Source organism: Burkholderia sp. MBR-1, assembly GCF_013822785.1.
Lineage (GTDB): Bacteria > Pseudomonadota > Gammaproteobacteria > Burkholderiales > Burkholderiaceae > Burkholderia > Burkholderia vietnamiensis.
This window is the reverse complement of record NZ_CP053610.1, coordinates 1,334,546-1,348,756: the sequence shown is the minus strand read 5'-3', so window position 1 is coordinate 1,348,756 and position 14,211 is coordinate 1,334,546. Positions and strand designations below refer to the sequence as shown.

Sequence of the window (14,211 nt, the reverse complement as noted above, 5' to 3'; positions counted from 1 at the left end):
GATGCCGATCCATCTCGAATGCATGTCGCACACGCCGCTGCACGGCTATTTCGATCCCGCGCCGGCAGTCGTCGCCGAAGTCGAGCGCGTGCAGCGCGCGGCGCGCGAGCGGGTCGACGCGTTCGATCCGGAACTGGTGATCGTGTTCGCGCCGGATCACTACAACGGCTTTTTTTACGACGTGATGCCGCAGTTCTGCATCGGCGCAAGTGCGACGGCCGTCGGCGATTTCGGCAGCGCGGCCGGCCCGTTGCCCGTCGCGCGCGATGCGGCGCTCGCGCTCGCCGATGCGGCGCTCGCGAGCGATATCGACGTCGCCGTGTCGTATCGGATGCAGGTCGATCACGGCTGCGCCCAGGCGCTCGAGGTACTCACGGGCCGCATCGACCGCTTCCCGGTGGTACCCGTCTTCATCAACTCGGTTGCGCCGCCGATGGCGTCGTGCCGCCGCGCGCGCCTGCTCGGCGACGCGATCGGCCGTGTCGTCGCGCGCATGAACCGGCGCGTGTTGCTGATCGGCTCGGGCGGCATCTCGCATGAGCCGCCCGTGCCGGAAATCGCCGGCGCGGACGACGTCGTCGCGGAACGGTTGATCGCGGGCCGCAACCCGTCGCCCGCGTCGCGCGATGCGCGGCAATCCAGCACCGTCGCGGCGGCCAGGGCATTCGCAGCGGGCGACAGCCGCCTGCATCCGCTCAATCCCGCATGGGACCGCAGGTTCCTCGAATTGCTCGAACGCGGTGACCTCACCGCCGCCGATGGCCTCACGAACGAAGCGATCACGCGCGATGCGGGCAAGTCCGCGCACGAGATCCGCACGTGGGTCGCCGCATTCGGCGCACTTGCGGCGAGCGGCCCGTACGCGGCGTCGATCGATTACTACCGCGCGATTCCCGAATGGATCGCGGGTTTCGGCGCGATGCACGCGCGAGAGCGGACCCTTTCCAGGAGATAGAACCATGTCGGATGACAACAGCATTGCTTCGATGGCCGCGCGCCTGCGTGAAGCACAGGCGTCGGGCCGGACGATCGCACCGCTGCGCGATACGTGTCCGGGAGGCGACGCGACGCTCGCCTATGCGATCCAGCAGATCAACAACGACTTGCGCAAGACCAGCGGCGAGCGTGTCGTCGGCAGGAAGATCGGCCTGACTTCGCCTGCGGTGCAGAAGCAGCTCGGCGTCGATCAGCCGGACTTCGGTGCGTTGTTCGCGTCGATGGCGTACGGCGACGGCGAGCCGATGCCGCTTGCGTCGTTGATCCAGCCGAAGGTCGAAGCGGAGATCGCGCTCGTGCTCGAACGCGACCTGACCGCAGAAAAACACACGTTCGCGGACCTCATCTCCGCGACCGCGTATGCCGTGGCCGCGATCGAGGTCGTCGACAGTCGCATCCGCGACTGGGACATCCGCTTTTTCGACACCGTCGCGGACAACGCATCGAGCGCGCTGTTCGTGCTCGGCAGCCGGCCGGTCCTGCTGCGCGACATCGATCTGACCGCGTGCGCGATGACGCTCGCGCAGGACGGCGAAGTCCTGTCGCGCGGCAACGGCGCCGCGTGCCTCGGCAATCCGCTGAATGCGGCCGCATGGCTCGCGGACCGGATGGTCCGACTCGGCACGCCGCTGCGTGCGGGCGACGTCGTGCTGACGGGCGCGCTTGGCCCGATGGTCGCAGTGAAGGCGGCCGGCACCTATGCGGCGCACATCGACGGGCTCGGCAGCGTGCGCGCCACTTTCACCGAATGACGGACGGAGACATTCCCATGGCAACAGACAACACCCGGTGCAAGGCCGCGATCATCGGCTCCGGCAACATCGGCACCGACCTCATGATCAAGATCATGCGCAGCGGCAAGCACCTCGAAATCGCCGCGATGGTCGGCATCGATCCGGCCTCGGACGGCCTCGCGCGCGCCGCGAGGCTCGGCGTGGCGACGACGCATGAAGGCGTGGAAGGGCTCGCGCGCCTGCCCGTGTTCGACGAGATCGACTTCGTGTTCGATGCGACGTCGGCCGGCGCACATGTGAAGAACGACGCGTTCCTGCGCGCGCTCAAGCCCGGCATTCGGATGATCGACCTGACGCCCGCTGCCATCGGCCCGTACTGCGTGCCGGTGGTGAATCTCGACGCGCATCTCGATGCGCCGAACGTGAACATGGTCACGTGCGGCGGGCAGGCGACGATCCCGATGGTCGCCGCGGTGTCGCGCGTCGCAAAGGTGCATTACGCGGAGATCGTCGCGTCGATCAGCAGCAAGTCGGCAGGGCCGGGCACGCGCGCCAACATCGACGAGTTCACGGAGACGACGTCGAAGGCGCTCGAAGCGGTCGGCGGTGCCGGCAAGGGCAAGGCGATCATCGTGCTCAATCCGGCCGAGCCGCCGCTCATGATGCGCGACACGGTGTATCTGCTGTCCGAAGCGGCGGACCGCGCGCTGATCGAAGCGTCGGTCAGCGAGATGGCCGCTGCGGTCCAGGCCTATGTGCCCGGCTATCGGCTGAAACAGTCCGTGCAGTTCGACGACATCCCCGCCGCTGCGCCGTTGCATATCCCCGGACTCGGCCGTTTCAGCGGACTCAAGACTTCGATCTTCGTCGAAGTGGAGGGCGCGGCGCATTATCTGCCGGCCTACGCCGGCAATCTCGACATCATGACGTCCGCCGCGCTGGCAACGGCCGAGCGCATGGCCGCGTCGCTCGTGAACGCCTGACGCAAGGAGCACTCGATCATGCACAAGAAACTCTACATTTCCGATGTGACGCTGCGCGACGGCATGCACGCGATCCGTCATCAGTATTCGATTCAGAACGTGCAGGACATCGCCCGCGCGCTCGACGAGGCGAAGGTCGACAGCATCGAGGTCGCACACGGCGATGGCCTGCAGGGTTCGAGCTTCAACTATGGCTTTGGCGCGCACAGCGATCTGGAATGGATCGAGGCGGTAGCCGAGGTGGTGAAGCACGCGCAAATCGCGACGCTGCTGTTGCCCGGCATCGGCACGATTCATGACCTGAAGGCCGCGTACGACGCGGGTGCGCGTGTCGTCCGTGTCGCAACCCATTGCACGGAAGCGGACATTTCGAAGCAGCACATCGAATACGCACGCGGCCTCGGCATGGATACCGTCGGCTTCCTGATGATGAGTCACATGACGACGCCCGACCATCTCGCGATCGAAGCGAAAAAAATGGAAAGCTATGGCGCGACCTGCGTGTACGTGGTGGATTCCGGCGGCGCGATGAACATGCACGACATCCGCGCGCGCTTCCGGGCGCTCAAGGCAGCGCTTCGCCCGGAGACCCAGACGGGCATGCATGCCCATCACAACCTGAGCCTCGGCGTCGCCAACTCGATCGCCGCGGTCGAGGAAGGTTGCGATCGCATCGATGCGAGCCTGGCTGGCATGGGCGCGGGAGCCGGCAACGCGCCGCTCGAAGTGTTCATCGCGGCGGCCGAGCGCCTTGGCTGGCACCACGGCACCGATCTCTATCGGCTGCTCGACGCGGCCGACGACATCGTGCGCCCGTTGCAGGACCGGCCGGTGCGGGTCGACCGCGAAACGCTCGCGCTCGGCTATGCGGGGGTGTATTCGAGCTTTCTGCGGCATGCCGAAATCGCGGCGAAGAAATACGGCCTGAAAGCCGTCGACATTCTCGTCGAACTGGGCAAGCGACGCATGGTGGGCGGTCAGGAAGACATGATCGTCGACGTCGCGCTCGATCTGAAGAGGCGCGAAGCACGCGCCTGAACCATCCGATATGCCAGGCGCCACGAAGAGCGCTGCATCGTTCAACCTGGAGACAACAATGAACACGTCAACGGCTTCCCCCCCGCGCGTCGGCGGCGGCATCACCATCGGCCTGTGCCTCGCGGTCGCGCTCCTCGAAGGGCTCGATCTGCAATCCACGGGCATCGCTGCGCCGCGCATGGCACGCGAGTTTCATCTCGCGGTGGCGCAACTCGGCTGGGCATTCGGTATCGGCGCGCTCGGCTTGTTGCCGGGCGCGGCGCTTGGCGGCAGGCTCGCCGATCGCATCGGCCGCAAGCGCGTGCTGATGATGTCCGTCGCGCTGTTCGGGATATTTTCGATTGCAACGACCCAGGTGTGGGATCTGCAGAGCCTGCTCGTCGCGCGCTTTCTCACGGGCCTCGGCCTCGGCGCGGCGATGCCGAACCTGATCGCCTTGTGCGCGGAGGCAGCGCCGCCCCGACAGCGCAGCACGGCGGTCGGCGCAATGTACTGCGGCATGCCTTTCGGCGCGGCGCTCGCGGCCGTGATCGGCATCGTCAGCCCGGGCGCCGAGGGCTGGCGGCAGATCTTCTATGTCGGCGGGATCGGGCCGCTGCTGACCTTGCCGCTGCTGGCGCTGTTCTTGAAGGAGTCGACGCAATTCGCCGCGGCGAGCCAGGGTGCGAGCCGCGCGTCGAAGGACGGCATCGTGCGCGCGCTCTTCAGCGACGGGCGCGCGGGGACGACCATCGCCCTGTGGATCAGCTACCTGGGGACGCTGATCGTGCTGTATTTCCTGATGAACTGGCTGCCGTCGATGGTGCTCTCGCGCGGCCTCACGCCGGTCCAGGCGAGCGTCGTGCAGATGATGTTCAACATCGGCGGCGGCATCGGCGCGATCGTGATCGCGGGGCTGTCGGATCGCATCGGCAAGCGGCCGGTCGTGGTCGGCATGTATGCCGGCATCGCGCTTGCGTTGCTGGCGCTCGCCGGTGCGACGGGGAGCGTGTCGATGGCATGGGGCGGCCTGCTGGCCGGCCTGTTTCTCGTCGGCACGCAGTCGGTGCTGTATGCGCTCGCCGGCGCGACGTATCCGACGCGGGTGCGGGGCACGGGCGTCGGCGCAGCGGTGGCCGTCGGCCGCATGGGTTCGATGATCGGCCCGCTGATCGCCGGGCAGCTGCTGGCGTTGGGCCAGAGCGCGTCGCTGCTCGTGATCTCGAGCATTCCGCTCATCGTGATCGCGGCGCTCGGTGCGCTCACCGCAGTCGCGAAATCTCCGCGCGAGTCGGTCAACGGCTCGCACACCCTTGGAACCGAATCGATCTGACGAAGGACATCGACATGACTGACACTGTGATTCATACCGAAAGCGCGACCAGCAAGTACGTGAACGTGGTGGAAGACGGCACGGAACTGCGCGTGCACTACAACGACACGGGCACCGGCAACGAAGCGCTCGTTCTGCTGCACGGCTCGGGGCCGGGCGCGACCGGCTGGGCGAACTTCCATCGCAACGTGGACGCATTCGCGAACGCGGGTTATCGCGTGATCCTCGTCGACTGCCCCGGCTGGGGCAAGAGCGATTCGATCGTCTGTACCGGCTCGCGCTCCGACCTCAACGCGCGCGTGCTGGCGGGCGTGCTGGATACGCTCGGCATCGGGCGCGCGCATCTCGTCGGCAACTCGATGGGCGGGCATAGCGCGGTGGCCTTCGCGCTGTCGTATCCCGAGCGGGTCGGCAAGCTGGTGCTGATGGGCGGCGGCACGGGCGGTCCGAGCCAGTTCGTGCCGATGCCGACCGAAGGCATCAAGCTGCTTCAAGCGCTGTATCGCGACCCGACGCTCGAGAACCTGAAGAAGATGCTCAACGTGTTCGTCTACGATGCGAGCACGATGACGGAAGAGCTGATGCAGACGCGGCTCGAGAACATGCTCGGACGGCGCGATCATCTGGAGAATTTCGTGAAAAGTCTGGCGGCCAATCCGAAGCAGTTTCCGGATTACGGTCACCGGCTGAGCGAGATCAAGGCGCCCGCGCTCGTGATTTGGGGCCGCGACGACCGGTTCGTGCCGATGGATGTCGGGCTGCGGCTCGTCTGGAATATGCCGAACGCCGATCTGCACGTGTTCGGGCGCTGCGGGCACTGGGCGCAATGGGAGCACGCGGAGCGCTTCAACCGGATGGTGCTCGAGTTCCTGCGCCGATAACGAAGGGTGGCATCGGTGGCGGCCGTTTGCCCGGCCTAACGACGTAAATCAGTCCAAGAAAATGGCCGCATCCCCGAAATCAACGGCGGCCTTTATGATCCGCCGCCGGCGAAGCTGAACAACCCCTTTGTCCGCCAAGGAATCGCAACGACCCTGTCAAAAGTGTCAGTTTCAATTCCATTAATATTTTGTTTTAATCGTTGTCCCTATTCCGAGGGCCACCAATAAATTGCCGGTGTCGTGAGTAGTCGTTCGTATGAAGATGCGCATTCGGCGCGATTCGATCGATTGCTTCTTCAAAACCGGTGTCTAAAAGTACCAGCCGTGCTTACGCCAGGCTGGCGCGTTGAAACTAAATCGCAAAAGAGTCAGGGCGGTGATCGCTGTTCATCTGCGCCTTGCGCCAGCGTGCGTACGTCGACATGTTCGGCTCGAGCACCGCAGACTCGAGTCGACTCCAGCCGTAGAACGCGCCATCCCATCCGGGAACGGGCAGCGGCCGGATTGACGGAACCCCCATCATGCCCGCGCGGTAGGCCTGAAATGGCCAATACAACGGCATGATGCGACGGGCTTCCATTTCCCGGCGCAGTGGGGAAATGTCGCCTTCATCGGCCACGATGCCGCACTGGAATGCCCATTCGTCGGCGTCCCACACGAGAAAAACACTCGGCTGACCACTGGCGTCGAACATCAGCACGGCGTTCTGATCGAGACGCCAGTAATATTCCACGATCCGTTCCCGCTCGACGATGGTCTGCATCACCGCCAGCGCTCTCGCGTCGCAGTACGTGGATCCGACGTCGTTGGCGCTGATCATTCCTCGCTCGGCACAGTGGCGTGCCTTCGCCTCCGTCAGTGCGCGGGTCAGCTTCTCCGTCATGTCCGGCGCGGACTTCTTCACGTACAGGTCGATGACGCCGGCGTTGAACGCCTCAACGGCTTCCCGCTCCGTCGCCACGCCCGTCAGCAAGATCTTCGTACACGGCATGTCGGCCAAGGCCGCGAAAACCTCGACGCCGTTCATTTCGTCCATCTCGTAGTCGGCAACGACGGCGGCCACTTCGTCGAATCGCGTCACGTCGGTCAGCGCATCGAGCCCCAAGGCATTGAAGCTGCGCTTTTCAAAATCGGAAAATTGCGATCCCGATAGCCGCTCGGGCGTGCCGCGACGGTGTTGCGATGTCAGGAAGTTCAATGCTTCGCGCGGTGAGCTGAAAAAGCGGTTCAGAGGCCCGTTCCGATAGGTTCCACGTAGCGCGTCGAGGAAGCCCGGATGATCGTCGACAAATACCGTGGACACGGGATAGAACACCGGCTGCCTGACAAAGCGACGCATAGCTGATCCGAGAAACTTGAATTAAACGAGCGAGCCATCCCGCATCGGGATATGGCGCCGCGCACCAGCGTCAGATTATCGGACATCTCAAAGGCGACCGGCAACTGCAGCCCATTTTGTCCGGGTACGACCAACAAAAATAGGGCAAATCCAAAATGGGACACGCCCTCATGCCGAAGGCGTGCGTTGCTGCCGCTTGCAGTCGTTCTTCTGGAAAAAAATCCATGTTGACGCGAAACGCAATCCCTCAAATCCTGCTCAATAACCCGGAGCTGCTGTCGTCGGAATTAAACACGGCTGCGCCTCACAAGACGTTCCATCACGTGATCGACATTTATCTGAAAGATTCCAATGCATTCATGAACACGTATTTCGCACGCTATTTCGAGTGGCAGGGCGTATGTCGTGAGCGCTGGTTCCACGAGTGCATTCACAACAATCTGCTGGCTTCCGGCGGCACGTTCGTCACGAAACGTGCGCACCAGGAATACGTTCAGGAGACGTTCCCGTTTCAGCGCGTCGATTGCTACCTCAATACGCTCCAGGTGCGGCAGTGCTCGGCCTATCTGGTGTTCCGCTTCTGCGTCGACGAACGCACGGTTTCGCTGGGATACCAGCAGATCCTCTTCGCGGGAACCGACAAGCGGATCCGCCGCTTCCCGGCCGGCATCATCGAGCGGGTCAAGGAATATGAACTGAACCTGCCGTCGCTCGAAAGCTAAGCTGTGTCGTCCCGCCCGGCGCGCCAGTGCCGGGCGGGCGCCGTATCGGCACGCCGGTCACCTGCGCGACGCAGGTGACCCGGCCTCAGGCAAGCGAATCGTGAAGGTCGTCATGACGCCCGGCACCGACTCGCACGAAATCTGACCGCCGAACATCTCGCAGACTCGACGGCAATACGCCAGCCCAAGGCCAGCGCCGCGGCCGTGCGACTTCGTGGAATAGAACGGATCGAAGATGTGAGGCAGAACATTGGCGTCGATGCCGGTACCGGTATCTCGAATCTGGAGCACGCAAGAACCGTCGTCTCGCTCGGCGAGGATCTCGATCCTGCCCGTTGTGCCGCCCATCGTTGCGTGCAACGCGTTTTTCAGCAGGTTGAACACGACGAAAAGCATCAGCGAATCGGACCCGAAGTACTGCAGCCGCGGGTCGATCGGCGCGACGTCGACACGCTCGCGTTCCCCGGCGGAAAAAGGATAGCAATCGAGCGCAACGTCGATGCAGCGCCCGATCGAATGAGTCGAGAAGCTTTGGCGATCCACGCTGTCCAGCGTAAACATCGCCAGCGACATTTTGACCATCGCATGCGTGCTGTCGACCTGGTGGCGTATCGCAGCGGGCAGCGCCGGAAGTCGCTCGAGCTGCTCGGTGTCCAAATCGCCATCCACGAGCCGATGCGTCACGGCGAGCTGATATCCACGTAGCAGGGCCGGCAGCGCTCGGTCGATTTCTGCCACATACATGCCGATCGTCGCAAGCGGGGTGGTCACTTCATGCGCTACCGTCGCCGCGACCAGGAACGGCCGCATCAGCCGATAGCGAACGATCGTCACAGCGAGGATGCCGAGGCTGAGCGCGATGAAGACGACGCCCGGCGGATAAAACGGGTAGCCGTAATTCACGGCGTAGTCGATGGCCGCGAGCGAATACAGCCCGAGGCTCAGCAGGCAGAGATCGAGGAGCTTGCGCTCGTCCCGGCCGCGAGCCGCCCGACGGCGCGCGGTGACCAGGAGCCAGCCGCTGCGACCGGCGAGGACGATCGTTTGCACGACGTGCACGGGATGCAGACGCCCGGCGCGGGGATAATCTCCGAAAGCAAATTGACGAACGCCGTCGACGACCTCGTTGCCGGTGAGCAGCAGTACCGCCAGCACCGCGCTGATGGCATATGACGCCAGCAGCAGCGGGCGTTCGTTTCGCCGGGCAACGGTTGCCGTTACAAAGTGATAGAACGTCGTCGGCAGGAACATGATGAACAGATAGCCGACCTTGGCCAGCACGCGGGCAACGTCCGGCTGGCTGGTCTGAAACAGGAAGGCCCACGTCCCCTGCCAGACGAAGGTGGTCATGCACATCAGCACGAAGGGCGTCGATCGTCGGGTCACGCCCTCGGTCAGCCATACATAGACACCAAATCCGAGAAAGAGGGCGGACACAAACGCCGGCAAGATCGAATACATGCAACTCGGTTCCGTTTCACAGGGTTGCCTACAGCGGACTGCTTAGTGCAGGGTTGAAGTTTCGTCGTCGATTCCGATGGCTGACTCGTTCAGCGATCGCATGGTTTGCCAGCTTCGATCGCGCCGCTGCCGGCATTCCGTTGCGGCGCATACGGGCGGATTGCGGCACGGAAGGCCGCGGTACGCCCCAGCCTCGAGAATATCGACGGTATTTTGCCTTGGAGGTCATCAACGATACCAGAGGATGAATCACGGTCGTGACGGTCAGCTTCAGATACTCGAGCGCGAGCATTTCGCTTTGGTTTTCGATTGCGTCATGTTTTTACTTTTCCGTGCGGGCGTTGGCACTTGCCGCCGCCCGTTTAAGAAAAAGCGCCGACGGGCGTGAACCGGTCGGCAGAGGGAGTTCCGGCATCCAAGGGTTGAATTGCATTGTCGAAACCGGGCAAAAGGGGACGCCGTCGTGGATTTACGATCGGCTTCGTTCTTGCCAGTCGATCAATTCGGTCTCCATTGTCGGAAGGTGCTGCGACGGCTTTTCTTGATGAGCAGGGCAGGCACGCCGTCATGTGTACCCCAAGGCGCAAGAGATTGAGTCACGCGGGACATGGCCTCGACGGAGGCACCTTCGCCAATCTCGCATCCCGGTAGTACGGAACCCGCGCCGATCGTTACGTGGCGGCCTAACCGCGCGGAAGCGATGTCGACACCTGGACGTTGTTCGGGCGGTACCAGCCAATGGCGCCTTCGACAGTCTCGAGGAAAGTCATCCGGATCAGTGGGGTGGCTCACAGTTGTAATTCTCTCGACATCGGCAGGAGTTTCTTGGTGTCGTACAGACGCGATTCGATGGCGGGGATTACTGCCGGTGTCGATAACGCCGGTTGCATCGCATGTCGGTTGCGAAGTGTGCGAGCCTGAGGCGCCGCAAAGTGGTGCATCCACGGCGGCATCATCGGGCGAACTTTCGCGCCGTGCGCGCAAGAGTGGGTGGACTTTAATTGCAGCCAGCGAACGCGGCGTGCCGCGTTGTGCTGATTAAATCAGACGCGCTCCAGTCGAGGCGGTGGTTGCGCGCTGGGAAGCCCTCGCGACGGGCGTTCGGATGTATATCACGGGTCGCCTGGTGCGCACCGCGCGCTGCCAGCCGAATGTCCCTCAATGTTGCCGAATGTCCGATTCGGCCACCAGAGCCCTAAATCGGCGACATTTGGTTCGTCGGACGGTACACGGACCGACTTACCTCCCCACGCTCGCCCCCTTGCCCGCATGAAATCGGCGTGCTAATTTTTCATGAAATTCACCTGCAAAAATTTCACGAAAACCCGCATGTTCGTGCAATCCGACCGTCACGTCGCCAGCTACTACGCCGCTGCCCACCCGGCACCGATCCCGCAGCGTCCTGAACTGGACGAGCGTATCGACGCCGACGTGCTGGTCGTCGGCGCCGGCTTCAGCGGCCTGCATACGGCATTGCGCCTCGCGCTCGCCGGCAGGCGCGTCGTCGTGCTCGAAGCGAGCCGGGTCGGATGGGCCGCGTCGGGGCGCAACGGCGGGCAGGCGCTGCTCGGCTGGTCGTGCGACATGCAGCCACTCGAGGATGCGCTCGGCCGCGATGGTGCGCGCCTGCTCTGGGACAGCATGCGCTGGGCCGCCGCCGAAGTGCGCGAACTGCCGGTGCGGCACGGTTTCGACATCGATTACCGGCCCGGCAGCCTGTGGGCCGCGGTGCGGCCGCGGCGCGTCGCGCTGCTCGCGCAGGCGCGCGACGAGGCCGCCGAGCGCTGGAGCTACGACCGCCTGCGCGTGATCGACAAGGACGAGATGCCCGCATGGATCGGCAGCGCACGCTATCTCGCGGCGCTGCACGATCCGGAAGCAGGCCATCTGAATCCGCTCAAGCTCGCGCTCGGCCTCGCGCAGACGATCGAACGCGCAGGCGCGCGCATCTACGAGCAAAGCCGCGTGCTCGACTGCCGCGAGACGCCCGACGGCCATATCGCCCGCACCGCGCGCGGCGAAGTGCGCGCCGACGTGCTGGTGCTCGCGTGCAATGCCTATGTCGACCGGCTCGATCCGGCGCTGTCGCGTCGGCTGTTGCCGGTCGGCACGTATCAGGTGGCGACCGCGCCGCTCGCGCCGGCGCTCGCACGCTCGCTGCTGCCGCACGACAGCTGCGTGATCGACAACCAGTTCGTGCCCGACTACTTCCGCCTGAGCCCGGATAACCGTCTGCTGTTCGGCGGCGGCTGCACCTATCTCGGCGGCATTCCCGCGGACATCGCGGCCGCCACGCGCCCGCGTCTCGAGCGCGTGTTCCCGCAGTTGGCGGGCGTGCGGCTCGACTACGCGTGGGGCGGCCATATCGACATCAGCATGCGGCGCACGCCCGACATCGGCCGCCACGGTCAGCGTTTCTGGCTGCAGGGCTTCTCCGGGCACGGCGTGCTGCCGACGCTCGCGGGCGCCCGCGCGGTCGCGGACGCCGTGCTCGGCGACGATCGCCTGCTCGCGCAGTATCAGCGCATCCGCAACCCGCGCTTCCCCGGCGGCGATCGCTTCGCCGCGCCGCTCGAAGCGCTCGGCAAGGCCTGGTACCGTTTGCGCGATACCGTCTGACGCACCGGAACTCACGATGAACGAACAGGAAGAAATAGAAAGTCTGGCGATCCTGATCCGCGACCTGCGCAAGCATCGCAAGGTCACGCTCAACGATCTCGCGGAGCGGATCGGCCGCTCGGTCGGTTTTCTGTCGCAGGTCGAACGCGGGCTGTCGCGTCCGACCGTCGCCGATCTCACCGCGATCGGCGAGGCGCTCGGCGTGCCGACCACGTACTTCTACAGCCTCAGCAAGCCGCGCAGCGTGCCGTGGGTCACGCGGCCCGACGAACGCCGCACCGTGTATTACGCGGCCGGCATCACCGACATCCTCGTCTCGCCGAACATGCGTTCGCGCTTCTCGATTCTCGAAAGCCATCTGGCGCCCGGCGCGAACAGCGGCGAGCGCCCGGTCGACGACAGCGACGAGCAGGGCGGCTTCGTGCTCGAAGGCGAGCTGACGATCTGGCTGGACGGCGACGACACGCCCGTCACGCTCGGCCCGAACGACGCGTTCCAACTGCCCGCGCACAAGCGGTTCCGCTACGCGAACCTGGGCGATGTGCCGGCGCGCGTGATCTGGGTGTTCACCTGAGCGATTGCATGCGGCCGGCAGGTCCGGCCGCAGGGCGGTTTCCCGCTACGCAGTACCGATTGACGGCTGCATGCGACGTGCCGCATGCCGATGAAGCGGTTCGCCGCGCCGCGGCGCCGCATACATGGAAAGGATTGAGACATGGCTGACGTCGTTCCCGCGCTGGTCGATGAAGTCCGCGCATTTCGGCACGCGTATCCCGAGATCCGTTATGTCGACCTGATCTGCCTCGACCTGCCGGGCCATTTCTACGGCAAGCGCTATCCGATCGATGCGCTCGAGAAGGTCGCGACCGGCTCGCTGCTGAAGCTGCCGCAGAACTGCGTGCTGCTCGGCACGCAGGGCGGCCTCTACAAGATCGGCGACTACTGCTTCAACGACGGCGACCCGGACGCGCCGCGCCGGCTGATTCCCGGCACGCTGAAGCCGGTGCGCTGGGAGCGGCAGCCGCTCGCGCAGATGCTGATCAGCTCGGACGGCACCGACGCGCCGATCGAATTCGAGCCGCGCGAGGTGCTCGCGCGCGTGCTGCGACGGTTCGCGGCGCGCGGCATCCGGCCGGTCGTCGCGTTCGAGCTGGAGTTCTATCTGTTCGCGGCGCAGCTCGCCGACGGCATGCCGCAGTATCCGCGCGACCGCCTGAGCGACGACGCCGACGATCAGCCGAATATGCACATCGAGCGTCTGTCGCGTTTCTCCGACGTGCTGCACGAGATGGTGGAAGCGGCGCGCGAGCAGGGCGTCGATGCGACCGTGATCACCGCGGAGCTCGGGCCCGGCCAGTTCGAGATCAATTTCGGCCACAGCGACGACGCGCTGCGTGCGGCCGACTGGTCGGCGCTGTTCTGTCGCAGCACGCGCGGCGTCGCGTTGCGGCACGGCTATCGCGCGAGCTTCATGGGCAAGCCGTACCTGCATGCGCCCGGCAGCGGGATGCACGTGCACGTGAGCCTGTACGACGAAGCTGGCCGCAACGTGCTCGCGGCCGACGATCAGCGGCCGCTGCGGCACGCGGTGGCCGGCTGTCTCGCGCTACTGCCGCATTGCATGCCGGTGTTCGCACCGAATCACAACGCGTTTCGCCGCTACGGGTCGATGGTGAACGCGGCGAGCCGCGCGAGCTGGGGCTTCGAGGATCGCGACGCGTGCCTGCGGATTCCGGAGTCCGATGCGCGCAATCTGCGCATCGAGCATCGGCTCGCGAGTGCGGACGCGAATCCGTATCTGGTGCTCGCGGCGATTCTCACCGGCATCGAGCACGGGCTCGACGCGCGGCTCGAACCGATCGCGCCGCTCAACGACGATCGCGGCAGCGGCATCGACTTCCCGAAGGAGATGCTGTCGGCGGTCGCCGCGATGCAGGATCATGCGGCCGTGCGCGATGGGCTCGGCAGCGAATTCGTGATGGTGTACTGCGAGAACAAGCGGCAGGAAGAGCTGGATTTTCGCAACGAGATCGGCGCGCGCGAGTATCGCTGGTTTCTGTGAGCGCGGCGCTATGAAGGTCCCGCGCCGCGACCGAGGCGTGGCACGGCGCGGAACCGGGGCAACG

Annotated in this window: 12 protein-coding genes; 10 read left to right on the top strand and 2 right to left on the bottom strand. The window is 64.9% G+C overall.

The window, feature by feature from the left end:
- Position 1: 1 nt before the first annotated feature.
- Genes MBR110_RS20715 through MBR110_RS20690 form a run of 6 tightly spaced genes read left to right on the top strand, consistent with a single transcriptional unit; the run spans position 2 to position 5,944 of the window.
- Positions 2-955 (top strand): 3-carboxyethylcatechol 2,3-dioxygenase, encoded by a 954-nt coding sequence (locus tag MBR110_RS20715; protein WP_011882652.1) that lies wholly within the window; start codon positions 2-4, stop codon positions 953-955.
- A gap of 4 nt (positions 956-959) precedes the next feature.
- A complete protein-coding gene (gene mhpD / locus MBR110_RS20710; RefSeq protein ID WP_059456001.1) occupies positions 960-1,748 on the top strand; it encodes a 2-keto-4-pentenoate hydratase in 789 nt (262 codons plus the stop codon).
- A gap of 17 nt (positions 1,749-1,765) precedes the next feature.
- Complete coding sequence (locus MBR110_RS20705) at positions 1,766-2,713, top strand: acetaldehyde dehydrogenase (acetylating) (RefSeq protein WP_011882650.1); 948 nt, start codon at positions 1,766-1,768, stop codon at positions 2,711-2,713.
- Positions 2,714-2,728: 15 nt separating this feature from the next.
- Positions 2,729-3,751, top strand: a complete 1,023-nt coding sequence (gene dmpG / locus MBR110_RS20700; protein ID WP_330987172.1) for a 4-hydroxy-2-oxovalerate aldolase — start codon at positions 2,729-2,731, stop codon at positions 3,749-3,751.
- Positions 3,752-3,809: 58 nt separating this feature from the next.
- On the top strand, positions 3,810-5,063 hold the full coding sequence (gene mhpT, locus MBR110_RS20695; protein WP_011882648.1) for a 3-(3-hydroxy-phenyl)propionate transporter MhpT: 1,254 nt from the start codon (positions 3,810-3,812) through the stop codon (positions 5,061-5,063).
- 14 nt (positions 5,064-5,077) lie between these two features.
- A complete protein-coding gene (locus MBR110_RS20690) occupies positions 5,078-5,944 on the top strand; it encodes an alpha/beta fold hydrolase (RefSeq protein WP_014725432.1) in 867 nt (288 codons plus the stop codon).
- A gap of 352 nt (positions 5,945-6,296) precedes the next feature.
- Here MBR110_RS20690 and MBR110_RS20685 read toward each other — a convergent pair whose 3' ends face one another.
- Positions 6,297-7,283 (bottom strand): response regulator, encoded by a 987-nt coding sequence (locus tag MBR110_RS20685; RefSeq protein ID WP_011882646.1) that lies wholly within the window; start codon positions 7,281-7,283, stop codon positions 6,297-6,299.
- A gap of 224 nt (positions 7,284-7,507) precedes the next feature.
- On the opposite strand from MBR110_RS20685, the gene MBR110_RS20680 reads away from it, so the two are divergent.
- Positions 7,508-8,005: an acyl-CoA thioesterase gene (locus MBR110_RS20680; RefSeq protein ID WP_011882645.1), complete on the top strand. Its 498-nt coding sequence runs from the start codon at positions 7,508-7,510 to the stop codon at positions 8,003-8,005.
- Between the two features lie 57 nt (positions 8,006-8,062).
- On the opposite strand, the gene MBR110_RS20675 is transcribed toward MBR110_RS20680, so the two are convergent.
- On the bottom strand, positions 8,063-9,466 hold the full coding sequence (locus MBR110_RS20675) for a sensor histidine kinase (protein ID WP_011882644.1): 1,404 nt from the start codon (positions 9,464-9,466) through the stop codon (positions 8,063-8,065).
- A 1,329-nt stretch (positions 9,467-10,795) separates the two neighbouring features.
- Between MBR110_RS20675 and MBR110_RS20665 the strand changes: the two genes are divergently transcribed.
- The 3 genes from MBR110_RS20665 (at position 10,796) to MBR110_RS20655 (ending at position 14,147) form a co-directional block, all read left to right on the top strand.
- Positions 10,796-12,085 (top strand): NAD(P)/FAD-dependent oxidoreductase, encoded by a 1,290-nt coding sequence (locus tag MBR110_RS20665; protein WP_181709302.1) that lies wholly within the window; start codon positions 10,796-10,798, stop codon positions 12,083-12,085.
- Between the two features lie 16 nt (positions 12,086-12,101).
- On the top strand, positions 12,102-12,659 hold the full coding sequence (locus MBR110_RS20660) for a helix-turn-helix domain-containing protein (protein ID WP_034194540.1): 558 nt from the start codon (positions 12,102-12,104) through the stop codon (positions 12,657-12,659).
- Between the two features lie 141 nt (positions 12,660-12,800).
- On the top strand, positions 12,801-14,147 hold the full coding sequence (locus MBR110_RS20655) for a glutamine synthetase family protein (RefSeq protein WP_011882641.1): 1,347 nt from the start codon (positions 12,801-12,803) through the stop codon (positions 14,145-14,147).
- The last annotated feature ends 64 nt before the right edge of the window (positions 14,148-14,211 follow it).